16 protein-coding genes and 1 pseudogene are annotated in these 22,106 nt (G+C 41.8%); 13 read left to right on the forward strand and 4 right to left on the reverse strand.

All coding sequences use genetic code 11. From position 1 onward, the window contains the following. The first annotated feature begins 2 nt into the window (after positions 1–2). From E0496_RS01950 to E0496_RS01960, 3 genes are read left to right on the forward strand one after another with little or no spacing between them, the layout of a single operon-like run. The gene (locus E0496_RS01950) at positions 3–908 is read left to right on the forward strand and encodes an ABC transporter ATP-binding protein (RefSeq protein WP_141499952.1); all 906 of its coding nucleotides are present in this window, start codon (positions 3–5) and stop codon (positions 906–908) included. Further along, on the forward strand, positions 901–2,208 hold the full coding sequence (locus tag E0496_RS01955) for an ABC transporter permease (protein ID WP_141499953.1): 1,308 nt from the start codon (positions 901–903) through the stop codon (positions 2,206–2,208). Before E0496_RS01950 ends, E0496_RS01955 begins: the two co-directional genes overlap by 8 nt. Positions 2,209–2,248: 40 nt before the next feature. Next, positions 2,249–2,743 carry a helix-turn-helix domain-containing protein gene (locus E0496_RS01960; protein ID WP_141499954.1) on the forward strand — a complete coding sequence of 165 codons (495 nt, stop codon included), beginning with the start codon at positions 2,249–2,251 and terminating at the stop codon, positions 2,741–2,743. 132 nt (positions 2,744–2,875) lie between these two features. Here the strand turns inward: E0496_RS01960 and E0496_RS37110 are convergent. The 4 genes and pseudogenes from E0496_RS37110 to E0496_RS36805 all read right to left on the reverse strand — a co-directional run. Continuing rightward, positions 2,876–3,035, reverse strand: a pseudogene (locus E0496_RS37110) (transposase); the annotation flags it as partial. A gap of 64 nt (positions 3,036–3,099) precedes the next feature. Beyond that, the gene (locus E0496_RS01970) at positions 3,100–3,450 is read right to left on the reverse strand and encodes a sensor histidine kinase (RefSeq protein ID WP_161601280.1); all 351 of its coding nucleotides are present in this window, start codon (positions 3,448–3,450) and stop codon (positions 3,100–3,102) included. After that, positions 3,332–4,903 carry a sensor histidine kinase gene (locus tag E0496_RS01975; protein WP_141499956.1) on the reverse strand — a complete coding sequence of 524 codons (1,572 nt, stop codon included), beginning with the start codon at positions 4,901–4,903 and terminating at the stop codon, positions 3,332–3,334. Before E0496_RS01975 ends, E0496_RS01970 begins: the two co-directional genes overlap by 119 nt. Continuing rightward, the gene (locus E0496_RS36805; RefSeq protein ID WP_141499957.1) at positions 4,900–6,483 is read right to left on the reverse strand and encodes a response regulator; all 1,584 of its coding nucleotides are present in this window, start codon (positions 6,481–6,483) and stop codon (positions 4,900–4,902) included. Before E0496_RS36805 ends, E0496_RS01975 begins: the two co-directional genes overlap by 4 nt. Before the next feature lie 153 nt (positions 6,484–6,636). Between E0496_RS36805 and E0496_RS01985 the strand changes: the two genes are divergently transcribed. The 10 genes from E0496_RS01985 (at position 6,637) to E0496_RS02030 (ending at position 22,095) form a co-directional block, all read left to right on the forward strand. Then, a complete protein-coding gene (locus tag E0496_RS01985) occupies positions 6,637–7,557 on the forward strand; it encodes an ABC transporter permease (protein ID WP_241674505.1) in 921 nt (306 codons plus the stop codon). Between the two features lie 15 nt (positions 7,558–7,572). After that, positions 7,573–8,469, forward strand: a complete 897-nt coding sequence (locus E0496_RS01990) for a carbohydrate ABC transporter permease (protein ID WP_241674507.1) — start codon at positions 7,573–7,575, stop codon at positions 8,467–8,469. A gap of 46 nt (positions 8,470–8,515) precedes the next feature. Then, entirely contained in the window at positions 8,516–10,063 is a 1,548-nt protein-coding gene (locus E0496_RS01995) for an ABC transporter substrate-binding protein (protein WP_141499959.1), read from the forward strand. A 399-nt stretch (positions 10,064–10,462) separates the two neighbouring features. Continuing rightward, positions 10,463–12,931, forward strand: a complete 2,469-nt coding sequence (bglX, locus tag E0496_RS02000) for a beta-glucosidase BglX (RefSeq protein ID WP_241674509.1) — start codon at positions 10,463–10,465, stop codon at positions 12,929–12,931. A 142-nt stretch (positions 12,932–13,073) separates the two neighbouring features. Continuing rightward, a complete protein-coding gene (locus E0496_RS02005; protein WP_141499961.1) occupies positions 13,074–14,456 on the forward strand; it encodes a glycoside hydrolase family 3 protein in 1,383 nt (460 codons plus the stop codon). 9 nt (positions 14,457–14,465) lie between these two features. Next, positions 14,466–15,548 (forward strand): glycoside hydrolase family 3 C-terminal domain-containing protein, encoded by a 1,083-nt coding sequence (locus E0496_RS02010; protein ID WP_141499962.1) that lies wholly within the window; start codon positions 14,466–14,468, stop codon positions 15,546–15,548. 401 nt (positions 15,549–15,949) lie between these two features. After that, on the forward strand, positions 15,950–17,689 hold the full coding sequence (locus E0496_RS02015; RefSeq protein WP_141499963.1) for a sensor histidine kinase: 1,740 nt from the start codon (positions 15,950–15,952) through the stop codon (positions 17,687–17,689). 16 nt (positions 17,690–17,705) lie between these two features. After that, the gene (locus E0496_RS02020) at positions 17,706–19,340 is read left to right on the forward strand and encodes a response regulator (protein WP_141499964.1); all 1,635 of its coding nucleotides are present in this window, start codon (positions 17,706–17,708) and stop codon (positions 19,338–19,340) included. A gap of 195 nt (positions 19,341–19,535) precedes the next feature. Next, complete coding sequence (locus E0496_RS02025; RefSeq protein WP_141499965.1) at positions 19,536–21,050, forward strand: ABC transporter substrate-binding protein; 1,515 nt, start codon at positions 19,536–19,538, stop codon at positions 21,048–21,050. A gap of 115 nt (positions 21,051–21,165) precedes the next feature. Continuing rightward, on the forward strand, positions 21,166–22,095 hold the full coding sequence (locus E0496_RS02030) for an ABC transporter permease (RefSeq protein ID WP_241674511.1): 930 nt from the start codon (positions 21,166–21,168) through the stop codon (positions 22,093–22,095). Positions 22,096–22,106 lie beyond the last annotated feature (11 nt).

Here is a 22,106-nt window from a genome sequence, read left to right on the forward strand (position 1 = left end):
ACATGAATCCATTAAAAGTAGAAAATGTAGTCAAGCAGTATGGGGATAAAACAGCCGTCAACGGGATTAGCTTTGAGGTAAGCGAGGGAGAAATTTACGGCTTGCTCGGCGCCAATGGGGCAGGGAAAACGACAACGATGCGGATGGTGCTTGGCCTGATCTACCCGGACGAAGGCACAATTTTGTACAACGGGAAAGGTTATAGTAATGATCAGCTCAGCAATCTTGGGTATTTGCCAGAAGAAAGAGGCTTGTATCCAAAGGTGCGTATCAGCGATCAGTTGATCTATTTGGGGCAGCTGCGCGGCATGTCGAAGAAGGATGCGGAGCAGAGCTTGAAGAAATGGCTGGACCGTTTTGAGGTGCCGGAGTATTACAATAAGAAGATTGAGGAGCTTTCTAAAGGGAACCAGCAGAAGATTGGATTTATCGCGAGCGTCATCCACTCACCGAAAATTGTTATTTTGGATGAAGCGTTCAGCGGTCTCGATCCGGTCAACGTAGAGCTGTTGAAATCAACGGTTAAAGAGCTGCGTGATGCAGGAAGCAGCATTTTGTTCTCCACTCACCGGATGGAGCATGTCGAGGAGCTGTGCCGGAACATTACCATTTTGCATCGCTCGAATGTGGTTCTCAAAGGTAACTTGAAGGATATCAAAAAGCAATTTCCGAAAGAGCGGGTCCTCCTTAATACGCCTAAGGAAGTAACGGGACTAGAGCGAATAAACGGTGTTACAAATGTGATTCGACATGAGTATGGCTATGAGATCGGCATTGCAAACGAAGCGGCAGGCGCGGACATTTTGCGTCATGCGTTAACACAGACAGATATCACAAGATTTGAAATTAAGGAACCGACCTTAAACGAAATTTTCATTAAAACAGTAGGTGGTGATAGCCATGAATAAATTTTGGACTGTTGTTGGCTTTACGTTAAAAAATAAATTCAGAGGCAAAGCATTTTTGATTACAACGCTCATTATCGCATTGATTATGACGATCGGCATTAATCTTCCTTATATTTTCTCTCAATTCAATAGTGGTGACAAGGTGACAAGCATCGGATATATTCAATCCGCGCAATCGGAAGGCTCAGCGACAGGCGACCAGCTTAAAGCCTATTTCGAAGCGCAAGAGAAGCCGGGCGTAAAGCTGGTTCCATATGAAGACAAAGGCTCAGAGGCTGATAATGAAAAGCAGCTGAAACAAGCGATTACCGATAAAGATATTAAAGGCTACCTGGCTTTTGGAAAAATGACAGACAGCGGCTTCCCGGAAATGACTTATAAATCCGAAAAGCTGCTCGCATTTCAGCTAACTACCTCTATCCAAAACGGATTGCAAGTGATCCGCCAGGGAACCGTTCTAAAGGATGCCGGCTTGAGCTCTGAGCAGCTGGCCCTGCTGAATGCACCGATTGAAATACAATCCGTACAGATTTCGGCTACGGAAGGCGCAGGCAGTATCGGCGAAGGGAAAACACCGGAAGAGCAGGCGGTTAATATGGGCCTTGTGTACTTCATCGTCATTCTTCTGTTCATGGCCATTATGATTACAGGTCAAATGATCGCATCTGAAATAACAGCAGAAAAAAGCTCGCGTGTCATGGAGCTGCTCATTACAAGCGTATCTCCGCTGAAACAAATGTTCGGTAAAATCGTAGGGATGTTTTTGGTGGGCCTTATCCAAATCACGATCTATGTCCTGGTCATTATTATTAACGTGAAATTACCGCATAATAACGAAACGCTTGAAAAATTCAATATCGATTTATCCCAAATTGATCCGATGCTTCTGATTTATTCGGTGTTATTCTACTTGACGGGTTACTTCTTGTTTGCAACTTTATTCGCTGCGGTTGGGTCCATTGTCAGCCGTACCGAGGATTTGGGCCAAGCTGTATTGCCAATCACTATGCTCTCGCTGGCTGGTTTCTATATCTCGATCTTCAGTATCTCAAGCCCGGACAGTATGCTGGTGAAGATTTCTTCCTTTATTCCATTCTTCTCGCCATACGTTATGCTGCTAAGACTTGGACTGACCGATCCGCCAATGTGGCAGGTGCTTGGATCGATCGGACTTCTGCTCGTAACCATTTACGCATCGGTATGGATCTCAGCAAAAATCTACCGCACAGGCGTGTTGATGTATGGCAAGCGTCCTACTTTTAAAGAGCTTCGCAAAGCGATGAAGGCTTATAAGATTTAACACACCAGAAATAAGATGATTTGCCACTGAAATAACCCCCGTGAATATACAGAAAGCCTGTATTTACGGGGGTTTTTCGGTTTTAGATTATGAATTGATTTACGAAGGAAAATGCCAAATTATCATGTTCGAACGATTCATGCATGATCATAAATTGTCACTTTCCATAAAAAGTGAATGGGGATGGCCAATGTTTATTATTGGAGAGAATATTCGGAAGTTAAGAAAGATGGAAGGTTTAACTCAAATTGAATTTGCTAAACAGATCGGGATTTCACAAGGGACATTGAGTGATATCGAACAAGGTAATTGTAATCCATCAGTTGATACGGCTCTTTCTATACATAGTCGATTTGAAATCGACTTGGATTGGCTGCTAAAAGGAGAACAGAATAATACTAATGCAGGACAAAAAATTGCGTCAGATTTTTCGGTTCAAGAAAAACAACTGTTTAAATTAATTTTGAAATTGAATGAAGAAGATCAAAAGGAACTAATAAAATACGTTGAGTTTAAATTGAACCGAAATAAATGATAATAATAGTTTGTAACATTGAATTGTTATCTGACTATATTTTCAACATATATAATACCACGAATAGGTGTGATTTTCGCAATCATCACATAGCGAAAAACGGATTCAAGCAAATATATAGCAATATTAATTATGGATGATGCACTTCTGAATTTCGGTCTGTTGATAACAGGCGGTAGTGGCTTGCGAAAAGCCGGTTAGGTTTTCCAAGGATGTCTTGTATACCACGGTTCTTCAGTTCATTTAGCACGCTGAGCCAGAACTTCGCCGACTTGTTCTCACCAAACCACATACTTCCCATCCGAAACTCATGTCATCCAGGAGGCCAACTTGAATTATACAACCTCTACATGTTCTTAAATTTTAAGAGCGGGTAAACGTATGGAAACAGCCGTCCCTATTCCCGGTTTACTATCAAAAGTAAGCCCGTAACCCGGACCATTGAACAAATGGATCCGCTCATTAATGTTTCGCAGGCCATATCCACTCCCTCTTGTTCGATTGTTAAGATCCTTCGTGAGTAGTTTCGAAATGATATCAGGAGACATACCTTCGCCATCATCAGAAACGATAATCACGATGTCTCCTTTATCCAATTCCCCTGTAATCCGAATCGTTCCTGATTCTTCTTCCGTGCACAGAATGCCGTGTATGATCGCGTTCTCTACGATAGGCTGCAGCGTTATTTTTAAAATTCCATAATCCATAATCCATAATCTCTTCATTCACCTGAATGTCCAGCTGGATTCTATTCGCGTAACGGGTACTTTGTATATGCATATAGCTGCTGACGTGAAGAAGCTCGTCACGGATGGAAATGAACGAATTTCCACTGCTTAAGCTAAGTTTGTAGAACTTAGAGAGAGAGGTTACAACCTGTCCTATTTCGTCAGTCATTCCATTCCGAGCCATCCATTTCATCAAATCAAGTGTGTTGTAAAGGAAATGTGGATTAATTTGCGCCTGCAGCGCTTTTAGCTCCGCACTCTTGATTTCTTGTCCGGACCGGAATTGATCCTCAAGCAATACTCCGATTTTGCCGACCATATAATTGTAATTCTCGATCAACTCCCCGAACTCGTCTTTTGATGGAGGTAAAGAGAGTGCTACGACATTGCCTTCTTGCACGTTACGCATTTTACGCATGATCTGGGTTAAGCGTGAAGTCATATAATTGGAAATCAGAATGGATAGGACAAAAGCGATTAAAGCAATAACGATGAGCAGGATGAGTGAATTCTGTAGCATGGCTCTGCTCTCAGAAGCAATCTCCTCTAACGGAATTACCGTAACCATATACCAATCAGTCCCTGGTATCATCCTGCTTTGGAGATATACTTGACGAGATGAATTCGCTAGTTTCACAAAATGAGAACCACTCTTAGCGGAGCGAATCACCTCATCCTTACTGATTTTATATTCCTGTTGCAGGATGAGATTCGAGCTGGCGACGTTATTTCCACTGGAATTCTCAATATAGGTCAGGCTGTTCCGGATTGGCGCGGTGTTCATTAATATATCAATGACGGTATTTACCGGAATGTCCAACCTAATGACGCCAAGAAATTCAGAATAATCATTGGGGTTACGATATGGGCGGAGAACTGCTAAAAAATCATTGCCGGTTCCATCGGATTCCGTGAAGTATGAGCTGGGAGCCCATAAAATCCCTTCGCCGCTGTCCATCAACCGCTTGAACCAATAGGTCTGACGTGCTTTTTGCAAACTGAATAGATTTACATTATCTTCCGAATAAAATAATTCCTCATTTACGAACAATTTGACGCTTTTAATATCGCGCTTGTCCTCGAAGGAAGATAAGAACGGCCGCAAATCAAGAAAATCTTTGTACTGCATGAAGAAATCATCGGTACTCACTTCAGAGGTCAATACATCGGTAAGCATCTTCTCCGACAAAAGAATATCGCTCGCTGTACGAATTTTTTGAAATTTATAGGAAAGAAAGGAGAATGACTGGTCGAAATTTCGCGCGAGCGAGAATGAGGTTCTATTCAAAAATTGCTTGTAAAGTTGCTCCGAAGACAGATAGAAATAGCCGCCGAGCGGAAGTACGATTAACACGAAGAAGGAAAGGATTAGTTTATGTCTAAGTTTCAGATCAGAGAAAAGTTGGGAAAACCGAACAGCCTTACATTTCATCCTCCGAGTCCCTCCCTGTATTCAGATGGATTGCTTCCTGTAATCTTACGGAAACACTTCGCGAAGTAGTCTCCATTGTTATATCCAACGCTTATCGATACTTCGGCCACTTTGCGCGAAGGATCTCGAAGAAGCTCTTTGGCCTTTTCAATCCGGTAATTCGTCATATAATGATTGATCGTTTGACCTGTTTCCTGCTTGAAGCGGTTGCACAGATACGAAGTTGTAAGCATCGTGTGTGCGCTGATTTGACCGATGGATAGATCTGCTTTCGCGTAATGATCATGCACGAATTGTAAGATGGCATTAACAATGCCGCTATAAGGGGATTGTTCCGTAATCAGCGTTGCATAGCGTTCCACCTTCATCACGAGGAAACCCTTCAGTTCGTTTAAGGTATCGAATTCGTTCATCATGTTCCATAAAAATCCAGAACTATCGGCATTGTCGAACAAGCGGATATCCCGATCTCCTGACGCCTGAATAAGTGTAATCAGAAGTTGGAAATATATTTCTTTCACACGATTCACCATAGTATTCTTATATTGCTTAATATCGAACGTCAGGCTGGAGATAAGTCGGAGTGCTTGCCCGATTTCGTTCTTGGATAAGAGCTCCCCGAACATGGTCACTAATTGGGAGTCGAAGGAATACGCAGGTGCCTGGTTTTCGTTGTAACCGTATACGGAATAGCCGTTATAAAACATATGCTGTAAGGCAATAACGGCTGTGTGATAGGATTGTTCAGCACCAGTCAAACCTATGGCCGGCTTGCCTAACGCGAGGAATACAATGTCCTTGTCCGGTAGGATATCAAATAAGTTTGAGGCAAATCGATCGGCAGTATCACGGAGGTTGTCCAAACTGCCGGATGTGACATATAAGTGGATGACGATATGAGACTCGTCCTTTACAGCGGCAATACCAGTCGTATTGGATTCCGTAAGCAAACCAATTACCAAACCATAAATATAACTCGCTGTAATTTCCATTTGTTCTGGTTTCAACATATTCTTTTTCCTAACTTTGATAAGCAACGTTTGCAGACGCATCCGTGTAGGAAACGTATATCCAGCCAGTGCCGTCAGCTCATTGATCCGCTCTTTACCGGATTGCGGTTTTGTAATCGCTAGGGCCAACTCGCTTGAGATGAGAGGCATAGCAGCAGAGATTGAAATCGGCTCGGTCTTGGCATTCAGTTTGGTCAATCGCGTCTGCGAAACCGCGAGCCGAAGAGCGTCCTGCAGTTCGCTTATTTCAATGGGTTTCTCGACATAGGATACGGCTCTAAGCTTAATGGCAGATTTCAGGTATTGCTTGTCAGAAAAGCCGCTAATGAAAATAATTTGACAGTTCGGATCTAGTTCCCGATAAGCGGTGGCGAGCTCTATACCGTCCATTTTGGGCATTCGTACGTCGGTTAACAACAACTGTGGGCGCTCCCGTCGTGCGATATCTAATGCCTTACTCCCATTGCTAGCCTTGAACACCTTCCCGATTCCGAGTTCATTCCAGGGAATTGCCGCAATAATCCCCTCCAGCGTAAAAGGGTCATCATCAGCGATTATAATCTTCAGCACGCAGAGTCCTTCTTTCGTAATACGTATTACCACCGATGGTACAATATATTTGGCTAAATTACAATTCTGTCGGGTTTAAGATGTATTGGTGGTCCGTCATACTAAAGATAACGTTTTCGTGATAAAACACTTATAGAATAGGAGGTTTCAACATTGAAAAGCGAATCGTTGTTCCGGCACCTGATTAAGAACAGGCTGTTGGTGATGATGTCTCTGCCGGCAGTCATCTTCTTCTTCATCTTCAGCTATTTGCCCATTGCCGGATTGGTTATTGCTTTCAAGCAATACAACTACCAAGACGGAATTTTCGGGAGCCCGTGGGCGGGATTTGACAATTTTCGATTTTTCTTCATTTCAGGCAAGGCTTTGCTTGTGACAACTAACACTTTTTTGTACAACTTTGCTTTTATCATCGTCAATAATATTCTGGAGATTGTGCTTGCAATCGCTCTTGTGGAAATTACGGGCAAGTGGTTTCGCAAGATTACGCAGTCGATGCTGTTTTTGCCTTATTTCGTTTCTTGGGTAACTGTTGGGCTACTGCTTTACGGATTTGCTGATTTTGACTCGGGCATCATTAACGGCTTCATGCGGTCGAGCGGCTCCGAGCCAATCGACATTTATAATTCTCCGGGATACTGGCCGTTCCTGATTATCCTTATCAGTGCGTGGAAGTCGGTGGGTTACGGTATGATCTATTACCTAGCTGCAATTATGAGTGTGGATCCCGAAATTTATGAAGCTGCTCAGATTGATGGTGCAAACATTTTTCGCCGAATTTGGCATCTGACCTTGCCGTTTCTTATCCCAACCATCGTCATTTTGGTGCTCCTTGCGATCGGGAATATTTTCCGAGGTGATTTCGGCTTGTTCTACCAGCTTGTTCAGAACAATGGCGTACTATACGACAAGACCGATGTTATCGACACATTCGTCTTCCGTTCCCTGCTAACTACTAGGGAGGAAGGCATGGCGGCAGCCGCCGGGTTTTACCAATCGGTACTGTGCTTCGTTACGATCCTTATTGCGAATTATATGGTCAAGAAATATAACAAAGATTACTCATTGTTCTAGAAAGGAGGCATCAGCTTGAAAAAAACAACTCCGGATATCGTGATCTTCAATATCGTCTCTTATCTATTGCTTGGAGTCTTTGCAATCCTGTGCGTCGTGCCATTTCTAATGGTCCTGTCATCGTCCTTGACCAGTGAGCAGGATATTGTACAGAACGGCTATACTTTAATTCCGTCTTCCTTTACGTTCGAAGCATATAAGGTCGCCTTTAAGAATCCCGAGATTATTCTGAGAGCTTACGGTGTTACGATGCTAGTGACCGTAATCGGTACCATTGCCAGCGTATACCTGATGGCGATGACGGCGTATGTCATCCATAAGCGTACATTCCGCATCGCGAATGGCTTAGCTTTTTATTTTTTCTTCACTACGCTGTTTAATGCCGGTCTGGTGCCCTGGTATATCCTGATCATAAAATATTTGAATTTGAAAGACAATTTGTTAGTTCTTATATTGCCTGCTTTGTTCAATGTCTTCTACATCATTGTTCTGAAAGCGTTCATGCGAGGGGTGCCGGAAGCACTGAGCGAATCCGCATTCATGGATGGAGCGAGTGAATTTCGCATTTTCAATTCCATTATTCTGCCTGTAAGCAAGCCGGTGCTTGCGACGGTTACGCTCTTCATTGCCCTACAATATTGGAACGATTGGTATTTATCCATGCTGTTTATTTCGGATGAGAACTTGAGACCGCTTCAACTGCTTCTCTACAATATGGTCACGAACTCCGATGAGCTGCGAAGAATCTCTGCTTTATCGGGCGGTGGAGCATCGATCGACTTGAGCAGCATGCCACAAAACTCGCTTAAAATGGCAGTCACCATGATTGCAATAGGACCAATTCTCTTTCTTTATCCGTTCATACAGCGATTTTTTGTGAAAGGGCTGACTTTGGGTGCTGTGAAAGGTTAATTTCGGTACTACCGATTTAACATATATTAATCATAGGAGGGTCAATATGAATTACAAACGGAACAAGTGGTTTATCGCTCTGGCAGTTGTTATGGTCTGTACATTTGTTTTGTCGGCATGCGGCAGTAACAATGGGAATTCCGAGACAAACAGTTCGTCCGAGCCGGGCGAAGGGGAGAACACCGCCCTGAAAGAAGTCACGCTTAAGATGATTCTGCTTGGGGACAAGCCAGCTGATGCTGATCTCGTTTATCAGGAATTAAGCAAAATGGCGAAGACAGATATCAATGCCAATATCGAAGTTACGAATTTAACATGGGGCGAGTGGTCGCAGAAGTACCCGCTCCTTTTCTCCGCGGGAGAGGACTTCGACCTGATCTACGCTTCAACTTGGACTGATTATCAAGGTTATGCCGGAAAGAACGGATTCCTGGAGCTGACAGAGGACCTACTGTCCAAAAACGCACCGATTACGTGGGAGAAGACACCGGCAGTTGCTTGGGAGCAAGTCAAAGTTAACGACAAGGTCTTTGCTGTGCCGCAGTCAGTGCAAGAGAGCGGGGCGATCGGATTTATGCTGCGCGGAGATTTAAGGGAACAAAATAATGTGCAGTCGGTTAAAGATATGGCAGGGCTGGACGCCTATTTAACGGCAATTGCCAAGAACGATAAAGGGATTACTCCATTCGCTTATCATCATGCAACAGAATCATACATCCAAACTTTGTTTGATCCAAATCCACAGGCCTATGAATCCGGAGTTGCAGCATCCAATATGGCACTGGCTTGGAACATGTTCAGCAAAGAAGGAATGAATGCTATCAATCACTTCACGGGTGATGAATATAAAAATTTTACACAGACTATGTACCGCTGGCAGCAAGCCGGTATTCTCTCGAAAAACGCGTTGTCGCAAAAGGAGAAATCATTTGAACTGTATGAGACAGGAAAATCTGCAGTAGCGATTTCGTCACTGGATCAGATTTCAAACATAGCAGTGGCCGTTAATAAAGCCCACCCAGAATGGAAGACGGAAATATTTATCCCAGAGAGAATAGAACCGCCTTCCAATTATATGCAAAATGGTGTCGCCATTAACGCACGATCAAAAAATCCCGAGCGTGCGCTCATGTTCCTTGACTTATTGAAGTGGAATAGGGCTTACTCGGATTTGACTTGGTATGGAATTGAGGGCAAGCATTGGGAGCCTGTCGGTGACGATCGTTTCAAAGCACTTGCAGATTCTGCTAATTATCCACCGGGATCGAATGATCCTTGGGGGTGGCGCGGACCGAACGAAAGATGGAGCGTCGAATCGCCCGACGAGATCGTTGAACAACTTCAGAGTTTTAGAAAGGATGTAAACAAATATCCATATGGCGGGAATTTTGTTTATAGTGATGCCAATGTAAAGAACGAGAATGCGGCGATTCACAATCTCGCCCAACAATATATGAGTCCGGCCAGTGTCGGTCTAATCGATTACGAAACGGCATATGCGAAATTTGAATCGGCTGCCAAGAAAGCCGGTTTGGATAAAGTGCTACAAGACCTGCAGGCGCAGCTCGATGAATACAAGGCTAACAACTCTTAAGTAAAGGATATATTGCCTAGTTATCTAGCCTGAAAGAAGCGTAAGGGATAAAGAGACCCGCGGCGGTTAAACGCTGCGGGTCTCTGTCATGATAAAGCTTGACCGGATTGTTTAATAAAAGTCGGGAAATGAACAACGAAATGTCTGTTGAAAGGCAGAGATAAATACGCGTATAAGTCTATTCTGGAGAAGGTCGAAGAATTCCAAACTCTATAGCTAGAAAAAACGTGATGAATCAATGATGAGCTTACCCATTCTTTCAGAAGCACTTCTTAAAGGATTTTAAAGGATTGACTATCGGCGCGGTTAAGCGTTGATCAAAATAATTTGAAGGGTGAGTTGATACGTATGATCGGTACTTGGCATTTTCTGCATAAAACAGCACAATCCAGTATTAAAATGAAGTTTATCATTGAGAGAAAAGAATTCTATGTTTTATCCGTTGTACTGGAGCCATATCCGTTCCCAATCAGCATTAACACATTGACGGTTGAAGGAAATGTTCTTTGGGCTCAAGGTACATCATCTTTTGTCCCGGATGAGCAATTTGGAATTGAATTGACCTTTGAAGAGCAGGAATTTCAAGGCAAGATCAAACTACCCTATCAGGATGAGTTTGAGGTGAAAGGTGCGAAAGGACCTGGCCCTACACTCGAAGATATGCTTATTTCAGAAATTGCTCCTTATCGGAAGCATGATGTGAAACAAAGGGATCGCGAAGAGATTAACCTAGCCGTAGAATCGCTCCTCAACAAGATGTCTATAACCGATAAAATCGGTCAAATGAGTCAGTGTATGTCTACAAACATCTCCCTTGGAACAGATATTGAATCGGAGACTCCGGAGAAATTGATTGAAGAGGGTCGTGTGGGTTCGGTACTTGCGGCTGTAAGTAGCTACCGTGTGTTTGAACTACAGAAAGTCGCAGTTGAAAAATCCACGCACGGTATTCCTTTACTATTTAACTTTGACGTTATACACGGGTTTCAGACGATTTTTCCCGTACCGCTCGCGTGGTCATGCAGTTGGGATTTGGAAGCCATTCAAGAAGCGTGCTCAATTGCTGCAAGGGAAGCTACTGCAAGTGGTATTACGTATAACCACGGCCCAATGGTTGATATCACGCGAGATCCGCGATGGGGCAGAGTCGTGGAAGGAGCAGGTGAAGACCCATATTTGGGAAGCTTGATTGCGAGAGCCCAAGTCGAAGGCTTCCAAGGTAACAGTTTACATGATCCAGAGACTCTCATTGCTTGTTTAAAGCATTTCATCGCATATGGTGCATCTGAGGCAGGACGAGACTACAATACGGTAGATATTTCAGAAGGCACCTTGCGGAATCTTTACTTGCCGCCGTTCCAAGCAGGAATTGAAGCGGGAGCCGGGTCAGTGATGAACTCCTTTAATACTTACCAAGGGGTTGCAGTAGCTGGAAACCGTTATCTGTTAAACGATTTGTTAAGAAAAGAGCTGGGTTTTGAAGGAATATTAATTTCCGATTATGGAGCCATTGATGAAATCATTGCGCACGGGAATGCAAAAGACAGCAAAGAAGCGGCAAAAAAAGCGCTTGATGCAACGATGGATATTGAAATGGTGACCCGTTCATATGATCATTTGCATGAATTAATCAAGCAAGGTCTCGTTTCGGAAGAGCAACTTGATGAAGCCGTCCGGCGAATCCTGACATTTAAATATAAGATTGGCATTATGGACGACCCATTCCGCTATGTACGGCCTGAGGAAGAAAAAGCATATCACTTCCATCCCAATCATTTAGCAGCAAGCCGGAGTCTTGCACAGAAATCTATTGTATTGTTAAAAAATAACGGTGTGCTTCCGATTGCTAGCAAAGAGCGGAAGGTAGCTATAATTGGTCCCTTCGGCGATAGCAAAGATATGCTGGGACCTTGGCAATGGACCCGATATTCGAATGAAACGGTTACGCTCCGGCAAGGAATTGAAGAGCAGGGAGTGCCGTTGGCACATCTATTGTTCGAAGAAGGATGCAAGGTTGAAGAGACGATTGTTGGAGGACTGGAGCGGGCGGTTTCTGCGGCGGAACAAGCGGACATCGTCATCCTTGCCCTGGGTGAGAACAGTGAAATGTCTGGTGAGGCAGCATCCCGCATGGATATTGCACTGCCGAAGGTCCAGCAGGAGCTGGCGGAGGCCATAGTTCGTGTGGGCAAGCCGGTTGTACTGGTTCTGACGAATGGCCGACCTCTTGTGCTAGATTGGTTCGAACGCCATGTCGATGCCATCGTTGAGACATGGTTCCTGGGGTCCCAAGCTGGATATGCCATTGCTGATGTGCTCTTTGGCCATTATAATCCAACCGGCAAACTGACGATGAGTTTTCCTGCCCATATCGGACAAGTACCCGTATACTACAACCACTTTAACACCGGAAGACCTGTAACAGAAAGTAATAAGCATTTGAAATTCTTCTCAAGGTATATTGATGGTTCGAATGACCCTTTATATCCTTTCGGCTACGGATTAAGTTACACGAGTTTTGCGTATTCAAATATTCGATTGTCTCAAACTAAGATGAAATCTTCGGAGATGATTGATGTTATGGTAACGGTGACTAATACAGGAGGCGAGCAGGGAGAGGAAACCGTTCAGTTCTATATTCAAGACCTCTACGGCAGCGTGGTCCGTCCGGTGAAAGAGCTTAAGGGATTTAAAAAGGTAACATTAGCAGCAGGAGAAAAACAAGAGATCAGATTCACCATTACCGAAGCGGTTTTAGCTTATTGGAACGCTGATAGGCAATATGGAGCTGAGCCTGGAGAATTCAAAGTGTACATCGGGTCCAATTCTCGTGATGTGAAAGAGTCATCATTCGAGCTCATATCATAAACAAAAGAGACCTCTTTATCGAAGAAGTCGAGAATTTCTCGTTTGAGCATAAAATCAGAGGACACAAAACGAAGTGTGAATAATTAGTGGGGAAAATAAAGTCGTATATAGAAACGGCAACAAATTTACTGGGAGGTAAAAAATGATCTACAAAGATGCAAGTAAGTCTATTCACGAGAGAGTCGAAGATTTAATTGGAAGAATGACATTGAAGGAGAAAGTATCTCAGCTATTTTGCGCAAATTCATATGGTGGAGAATCCGTTTATGATACCAGAACGGAAAAATTAAAGAATGGAATTGGGACCATTAGCTATTTGAATGACTCCTTTACAGGTGACATTAAAAAGGATAAGGAGACTATAAAGCATATACAAAAGTTCCTTGTGGAGGAAACGAGATTAGGTATTCCGGCGCTGATTCATAGTGAAGGAATAGCTGGTGCGCAAATACCGGGTGCCACAACTTTTCCACAGTCTCTTAATCTTGCTTCTACCTGGGATCCCAGCCTAGCTCAAAAAATGGGCGAGGTAGTCAAGAAGCAATTAGCGGCTTTTGGATTCAAGGCCGTACATTCCCCTCTATTTGACTTGGGGAGAGACCCGAGATTCGGAAGAATTGGTGAAACCTATGGGGAAGACCCCTATTTAGTTGCGCAAACAGGCGTGTCATTTGTCAAAGGAATACAAGGTGATAATGAAGTAATGGCTACCGCCAAGCATTTTGTCGGTTATGGAAATGCTGAAGGAGGAAGAGGTGGCGGAGAACAGCAAATTTCCGATAGAAAACTATTGGATAGTTACTGCTTTCCCTTTGAAGCAGCTATACATGAAGCAAACGTAAAAGCTGTAATGAATAGTTATGGGATGTTAAATGAGCAGGCAGTGTCTACGTCCAAATGGCTTCTAACAGACATTCTAAGAAACAAGCTGGGCTTTGAAGGGCTAGTCGTAGCTGATTATGGCAGTGTAACACATGCATATTTGCGTTATAGAGTGGCAGAAGATGCTAAGGAGGCTGGAATTCTAGCATTCAAAGCTGGAATGGATGTAGAACAACCTGGCAACCAGTGTTACCAGCACTTGGTAGAAGCTATTGAATCGGGTGAAGTAGAAGAGACACTTCTAGATATTTCGTTAAGGCGGGTTCTTGCGACCAAATTTACATTAGGACTATTCGAGAATCCTTATGAAGATGGCGATTACTTTTCTGAAATTAAAAAACCGGAGCACGCACAATTATCACAAGAAATTGCTGAGAAATCGATTGTTTTAGTGAAGAATGAGGACTCGATTTTACCGCTTAAAAAGAAACTAAAAGTAGCGTTAATAGGCCCCAACTCAGATACTAAAACCAACTTCTTTGGGGGATATTCATCCGTAGGATCGGCTAGTACAAAAAGCAGTGATTTTGATAAATCCGAAGAGGATAGCTTCTTGAGAATGATTTATACAGGGACGATTACCGACAATAAAGAGTCATTAAAATCTATGGGAATTGAATTTGAGGATCAGCCAACCCCTTAGCAAAAAGAAATGATCATGAATATGCTCAGGCAGAATTTAAATTCTGATGAATCCTCAAATAAAGTTTATAAAACGAATGAAGAATTTGTACAAATATTTTATCCGGATTGCACATCTGTAAAAGAAGTTTTGGAAGGAGAGTTTGGTAAGGACCAAGTGCTTCACGCGAATGGCTGCAGTATGTTCAAGGCCATAGATGGGGGAATTGAATCAGTAAAATCTGCGGTACAACAGGCGGATATTGTCATTGCTGTATTAGGTGGAAAAGAAAGCATGATTGATCCTGAAGCTACTTGTGGTGAAAACAAAGATAACATCAACATTGGTCTTGAAAAGCCTCAACTTGAAATGATGGAAGAAGTATTTAAGCTGAATAAACCGGTTATTTCAATTATTATTGATGGTCGGCCGTTATCTACACCTTTTATTAGTGAGCACAGTAAAGCGGTTTTGTATTCATGGCTTCCGGCACAGTCTGGAGCTGAAGCCATTGTGAATATCCTTACAGGCAGGAAGAATCCTAGTGGAAAACTGCCGGTTACGATTGTAAAAGAAACAGGACAGATTCCAATGTATAATAGCAGATTGCCGCTCTATGTTGATATTAATGAGTGGGCTGAATATATTAAAACCAACCAGAATGCGCCGTTATATCCATTTGGACATGGATTAAGCTATACACAATTTGAATACTGTGACTTGGAATACGACGGAACGGTTCGGACAGACGGAGAATTGAATGTAGAATTGAAGCTGAGAAATGTGGGACAGATTGCCGGGGAAGAAGTGGTTCAGCTATATATCCGGGATAAAGTAAGCAGTGTTGCAAGACCTGTGAAACAATTGGTCGGATTTGTAAGAGTTGCCTTGGATGTTAATGAAACAAAGAAAATTGCTTTCAAAGTGAATATGAAGCAAATGGCCTTTCATGACTTGAACATGAATCAAGTTGTGGAACCAGGGAAAATGGAAGTATTTATAGGTGCTTCATCACAAGATATTCGATTAAAAGGAGTCTTTGAGATAATAGGTGAAAAAATTATTGTTGAGCGGAAGACATTTTCGTCAAAGGTAAAGATTTCAGAAATGTAAAAAATGTCGTAAGATTTGATTCATTTGAAATAGATCAACACAAATGATAAGAACGCAACAACGGCAAATTCTTGCATAGAGAATTGCATGGCATCGACATGAAAGCTGAATAGCCTCTAGCAAGAAAGGCTCGAGACGTTATCACACGTTTCCGAGCCTTTCTTTAGTCATTCGCTGCAATATTGTCGAGATGTGCTTTCAGAAGGCGTCAGCTTGTTTTGCAGGTCGTCAGATTCACAATGAAAAGTCGTAATTACGGTGGAACGGTTCAATAAAGCATGGTCCAATAGTATGGTAGGGAATTGAATTGAATCAAGCTGAGCAAAGCAAATGAGCTTTAACTTTAGAATATATTGACGGTCATATTCACGGCAGGTTTTCATAAAACAGGAGGATCTTTTATGAGTAGACGTTTCCCGCATATTTCTTGGAATTCCATTCGGCTAAAGCTGGTTTTAGGATTATTCCTCGTTACAGTACCACTTCTAACTTTGCTCATTTATAGCAATTATTACAGTATTAACGTCGTGCATAACCAAGTAGCAATATCTAATAAAAACTTGATCTCTTTATATATGGGCCAGATCGATACTCAACTGGAAGCTGCGGAAAAAAATATACTAGGCTTGACCACAACGAATTATGATATTCAGTCCATGGATACACCTATATCTGAAGACGACTATCAGCTTGCAAAATACAATTTATCGCTGAACCTATCCAAAAATATTCTTTTTTATAAATCAATTGATGCCTTCTTTATCTTTCATAGTGGACGTCAAGATATGCTTGAAGTTTTCCAATCTACCGTTACCTATTCGGAAAGAGTAGTTGTTGAGAATTTTCTTGTTCACCATCTTAACGAACTTGCGAATTCGTCAGAGCCGACAGCTTCTAATTGGTATGTCAAAGAAATAGAAAGCACCCACTACATTCTTAGGATAATCAAATTCGGTAACCTTTACATCGGTTCTTGGGTTAAAGCCCAGACGCTTCTAAGTCCTTTGAACTTGATTGATTTAGGTACTAAAGGCAGCGCATTGCTCATTACATCTAAAGGGAAGGCAATGAATAACACAAATTTTTTACAAGATGAGCATATTGATCTCACACGGGATTTCCAGCAGTATTATTTAACCGGAAGCAATGAAAATATGCTGGTTGTCGGTGAGAAATCGCAAAAAGGCGACTTTAGTCTGACCGCAGTCATACCCAACGAGCAAATCCTTCAGAACTTGCCAAAAATAACGCAATTAATAAGGTGGTTATCATCTGCAGCCATTGTTTTATTACCACTGAGTCTATTATTTATGCATCGTATATTGTTGGTTCCGCTTAAACGTCTAATCATAGTCATGAATAAAATCAATAAAGGGTTTGTTAATGTCCGAGCAGAAAACGACAATGCCTCTGATGAACTTCTGCTTGTGAACCAAACCTTTAATAGGATGATGTCGCAAATAGAGGAACTAAAAATAAACGTCTATGAAGAGCAGTTGAGTAAGCAAAAAGCGGAGTTACAGCATCTTCAACTTCAGATTAATCCACACTTTTTCATGAATTCTTTAAATATCTTATTTAATTTGGCGCAAGTAAAAAATTTTGAGCTTATTCAGGAGATGACTTTATGTTTAGTTCGTTATTTCCGTTTTATGTTTCGTAGTAATTTATCCTTTGTTTCCTTAAAGGAGGAAGTCCAGCATGTGCGCAACTACATCCGAATTCAAGAATTACGATTTCCTAATCATTTGACATGTACAATCGAATATCCGGATTTTCTAGAAACCATTCAAGTTCCCCCATTGCTTATTCAAACATTTCTAGAAAATTCGATTAAGCATAGTGTTACATTGGAGGAGCCATTGCATATATCCGTAGGTCTTGATTTAAAAGAAACGGGTTTAGCTCCATATATCGATATTCAAATCAGAGATACAGGTAAGGGATTTTCAGATGATGTTTTAGCAAATATTCGTTTAGGGAATCGAATAGTTGACGATGAAGGGGAACATATTGGGATCTGGAATATAAAGAAAAGATTATCGTTTCTATACGGTGAGGAAGCAACGTTATCTTGCTATAACGGCTTCCCGCAGGGTGCTGTAGTGGAAATCAAACTTCCTTATCAGGAAAAAGAATAGAGAGGTGGGATGCCACATGTATCAGATATTAATTGTTGATGATGAAATCCACGCTGTAGAAGGTATATGCTCTGGCGTTGATTGGGACAAGCTAAGGATTACAGCCGTATTTAAGGCTTATACGGTAAAACAAGCCAAGGATGTATTCGAGCAAGAGCGTATCGACATTATGCTTTGCGATATAGAAATGCCGCAGGCATCGGGATTGGAATTAACCGAATGGGTTAGGGAGCGTTATCCGAAAACCGAAACGATTATTTTAACTTGTCATGCAGATTTTAAATATGCTAAGCAAGCTCTTCAGCTTGGAAGTTTTGATTATATTTTAAAGCCGGTGCCTTTTGGGGAGCTCGAACAAGTCATTGAAAGAGCCAAGGAGAAATTAAATAAGGAGTCAGAAATGAATCAAAACAGCAAGTTCGGTCAATTCTGGTACCAGCATCAACCGATGCTAATTGAGCGTTTCTGGCAGGATATACTAAACCAAACGGTTCCTTCAAATCCGAAATCCATTAGTCGCGCCGCGGCAGACCGAAATATTCCTTATGTTGAGGATATGAAATTTATACCAATTCTCGTAAGCATTCAGAGATGGCACAAGCCTTTAAGTCTAAGGGATGAAAAACTGCTGGAATATGGACTTAAAAACTCAGCAGAGGAAATCCTTCTTAGTTCCCGGCAAGATCGATTATTTTTTTCATTGAGCAGTACAAAGATGCTGGCCATATTCTCAGTCGATGGTCATCAACAATATTTATCCGAATTGGAAGAGGCAGGTCAACGATATATTGAGGCATGCAGTCGTTATTTATATTGTGATATATCTTGTTATATTGGTGAAAAAGTCTATGGTCATGAAATGTTAGGACTCGTGACTAAACTCAATGAAATGGAAAGAAACAATGTTGCATATAGCAATAAAGTTTTCTTGCTTTCAACTCCTCATGTTCATTCCTCTCAGTATAAGCTAGCTGATATCAGTTTATGGAGTGTAATGTTAAAGGAGGGAGCATTTGATGAGGTATTAATTGAAGCAATACATTACATTAACGGACTGGAGAAGGAAGTATGGAATGCGGATCTTCTGAACCGATTTTATCAGGATTTTCAACAGATGATGCATTATGTCCTCCAGACAAAAGGAATCCAAGCGCACCAACTTTTTAGCGATCCCTACTCTCAGGAAATAGGTACAAACGCAAACCGTTCCGTTACTGATTTGCAAGAATGGGTAAAACATATCGTAATTAAAGCTAAGGAGTATGTCATTTCACTCGATCTGACCCAGAGCGTGGTACAGCGAGTCATACAATTCATCAACCTTCATATTTCAGAGGATCTTTCACGAGAAGAAATCGCTAATCATGTTTATCTTAATCCTGATTATTTGACTCGGATTTTCAAAAGAGAAACTGGAATGGCTATATCAGATTATTTGTTTCATGAGAGGTTAAAGATTGCGAAAGAACTTCTCGCGAAAACGGATATGCAAATAGGTGCTATAGCATCTCATATTGGATACGCAAATTTTTCCTATTTTTCAAGAACATTTAAAAAGCATACAAATCTGAACCCCAATGAATATCGGCAGTTGTATCAACGTTCCTCGGATGGTATCGACAAAAGCATTGTATACAAGCATAAAAAATAAAATTGCCCTCTTACTGCTCTTTTCGGCCAGGTGGAGGGCGATCTTTTTATGTACTTCAATGGAAGTCGTCAGTTCAACAATGAAAAGTCGTTTGAATAGCAGAGCCAAAGTATGGTTTATCGTAAACTATAACTATCCACTAAGTAGTTCTAATGGATACATGAATAGAAAATCTATTATTAACGGGGGAGAACTATGAAGACAAAAATCAAGATGTTAAGTATGCTGCTTATCGGTTCCATGTTGCTTTTATCTGCATGCAGCAGTAACAACAACAGCAGTGATGCAGGAGCGACGTCAGATTCGAGTGAATCCTCGGAACCTGCGGGAAAACCGACTGAATTAACGGTCGCGTTTCCAATTTTTTCTGCACAACCGAAAGATATGACTTTGATTGAAGATGCCCTTAACAAAATCACTATTGAGAAAATTAATGTTAAGGTTAAATTGATGCCAATCAGCTTTTCGAATTGGATGCAGCAAACGAATTTGATGTTCTCTAGCGGTGAAAAACTTGATCTAATGCCTACTATTTCTAATTACAATCAAGCCGTTGTACAAGGTCAATTGATTCCTCTAGACGAACTTCTAGAAAAACATGGACAAGGAATTACCTCAGCATTAGATCCTGCTTTTCTAGATGCAGCAAGAGTGAAAGGCACTATATATGGCGTTCCAACCTTGCACGAAATGGCATCTGTTAATGGCATTACGATGAAAAAGGAGATTGTTGAAAAGTATCAAATAGATACTAGTAAACTTCAAACAATTGAAGATCTGGAGGATGTATTAAAAACAGTTAAAGCGGGCGAACCCAATATGGCTCCTTTACTACCGTCGACTATAGGCGCATCTATACTAAATGACTATAAAACATTTGACGAACTCAGTAATTTTCTAGGTGTTCTTCCTAGTTTTGATAATGATCTAAAAGTGGTCAATCATTTTGAGACAGAAGAATATGCAGAGCAGCTTAAACTGATGAGAAAGTGGTACGAAGAAGGTTTGATTCTTCAGGATGCTTCGACCAACCAAACCAACCCGCTCGATCTGGTGAAATCAAATAGGGGTTTTGCATTCTTGCTAAGTGCACATCCTGCAGCACTTAGTGAAGGTGCCGCTGGCGGTGTACCTATGAAAACCGTAGCATTCTCGCAACCAGCCGTATCCACGACGTCTCAAATAACAAATACGATGTGGGGGATTACTGTAAACTCTAAAGCTCCGGAAAAAGCGATGGAATTTCTTAATCTGATGTACTCAGATAAAGATATTGCAAACGTGTTGATTTGGGGAATTGAGGGGAAACATTATGTAGTCCAATCCGGGAATGTCATTGATTTTCCCGAAGGTGTGGATGCATCGAATTCGGGTTATTACTTAAATGCTGGATGGCTATTCGGTAATCAATTCCTTTCCTACGTCTGGAATGGGACAGACCCCGATTTGTGGGAGAAAGTGAAAGCGTTTAATGCGTCGGCTACTAAATCGAAAGCATTGGGTTTCACGTTCGACCCGACACCGGTTAAGACAGAGGCTGCTGCCATCGGAAATGTGATCACCCAATATCGCCTCCCTCTTGAAACGGGGAGCGTTGATCCAGATAAAGTCCTGCCGAAGTTTATAGAAAACTTGAAAGCAGCAGGTATAGACAAGGTCATCGCTGAAAAGCAAAAGCAACTTGATGAATGGACAAAAGCAAAGCAATAACTAGGTTTTCTTAATGGTAGAAACGGTCATGGGACTACATGACCGTTTCTACTTCCTGCCTGTGCTTTAAACGTTAGTTTAAACGGTTGAGATCGAAGGGAGTGCATTTAAAACGATGAGTGTCAGGCTGGAAAATGTGAGAAAGAAGATATGGAAATTTAGTCCCCTCTATTTTATGATGCTGCCGGGGCTTGCATATTTGCTCATAAACAACTATCTGCCTATGTATGGTATCACAATTGCGTTTAAAGATATTAATTTTGCAAAGGGTATATGGGGAAGCGACTGGAACGGTATGCAAAACTTCAAGTTCTTATTTTCATCATCTGATGCCTATCTCATTACTCGTAACACGATTCTATATAATGCAGCTTTTATTGTGATAGGTATGACCGTTGGTGTTGGAACTGCTATTCTCTTGAATGAAATAAAGAATAAACTGGCAGTCAAGTTCTATCAAAGTGCTTTACTGCTTCCGTATTTGATTTCAATGGTACTGGTTAGCTATTTGGTGTATTCGTTATTAAGCGTTAATGTTGGCTTTATGAATAAGACGATACTGCCAGCACTCGGGATAGACCCCATCTCCTGGTACAATGAGCCTAAGTATTGGCCATTCATTCTAGTTTTTGTTAATTTGTGGAAAGGAATTGGCTTCTCCTGTGTGGTTTTTCTGGCAGCCATTATTGGTATTAATAAGGAGTATTATGAAGCGGCTATGCTGGACGGGGCGAGCAAGTGGCAGCAAATACGAAAGATTACGATACCGTTGATAACTCCCATCGTCATCATGATGATGATGCTTAGTATAGGGCGCATCTTTTACTCGGACTTTGGATTATTCTATCAGGTGCCTATGAACTCGGGAGCACTATTTAGTACAACTAATGTCATTGATACGTACGTGTTCCGGGCACTCATGCAGCTCGGGGATATAGGGATGTCGGCTGCGGCAGGTTTGTATCAATCCGTAGTTGGTTTTATTCTTGTCATCCTTTCGAATTATGCCGTTCGAAAGTTTAGCAAGGATAATGCTTTATTCTAGGAGGGAATTAT

Origin of the sequence: Paenibacillus luteus (assembly GCF_006542765.1) — a bacterium.
Taxonomy (GTDB): Bacteria; Bacillota; Bacilli; order Paenibacillales; family Paenibacillaceae; genus Pristimantibacillus; species Pristimantibacillus luteus.

Bases quoted from the DNA above. Each gene is read 5' to 3' on its own strand.
- E0496_RS02015 (WP_141499963.1), top strand. From the start codon at position 15,950: ATGAGTAGACGTTTCCCGCATATTTCTTGGAATTCCATTCGGCTAAAG.
- E0496_RS01950 (WP_141499952.1), top strand. From the start codon at position 3: ATGAATCCATTAAAAGTAGAAAATGTAGTCAAGCAGTATGGGGATAAA.
- E0496_RS02020 (WP_141499964.1), top strand. From the start codon at position 17,706: ATGTATCAGATATTAATTGTTGATGATGAAATCCACGCTGTAGAAGGT.
- E0496_RS01970 (WP_161601280.1), bottom strand. From the start codon at position 3,450: ATGGATTATGGAATTTTAAAAATAACGCTGCAGCCTATCGTAGAGAAC.
- E0496_RS02010 (WP_141499962.1), top strand. From the start codon at position 14,466: ATGATCATGAATATGCTCAGGCAGAATTTAAATTCTGATGAATCCTCA.
- bglX (WP_241674509.1), top strand. From the start codon at position 10,463: ATGAAGTTTATCATTGAGAGAAAAGAATTCTATGTTTTATCCGTTGTA.
- E0496_RS01955 (WP_141499953.1), top strand. From the start codon at position 901: ATGAATAAATTTTGGACTGTTGTTGGCTTTACGTTAAAAAATAAATTC.
- E0496_RS02025 (WP_141499965.1), top strand. From the start codon at position 19,536: ATGAAGACAAAAATCAAGATGTTAAGTATGCTGCTTATCGGTTCCATG.
- E0496_RS01975 (WP_141499956.1), bottom strand. From the start codon at position 4,903: ATGAAATGTAAGGCTGTTCGGTTTTCCCAACTTTTCTCTGATCTGAAA.
- E0496_RS02030 (WP_241674511.1), top strand. From the start codon at position 21,166: ATGAGTGTCAGGCTGGAAAATGTGAGAAAGAAGATATGGAAATTTAGT.
- E0496_RS01995 (WP_141499959.1), top strand. From the start codon at position 8,516: ATGAATTACAAACGGAACAAGTGGTTTATCGCTCTGGCAGTTGTTATG.
- E0496_RS02005 (WP_141499961.1), top strand. From the start codon at position 13,074: ATGATCTACAAAGATGCAAGTAAGTCTATTCACGAGAGAGTCGAAGAT.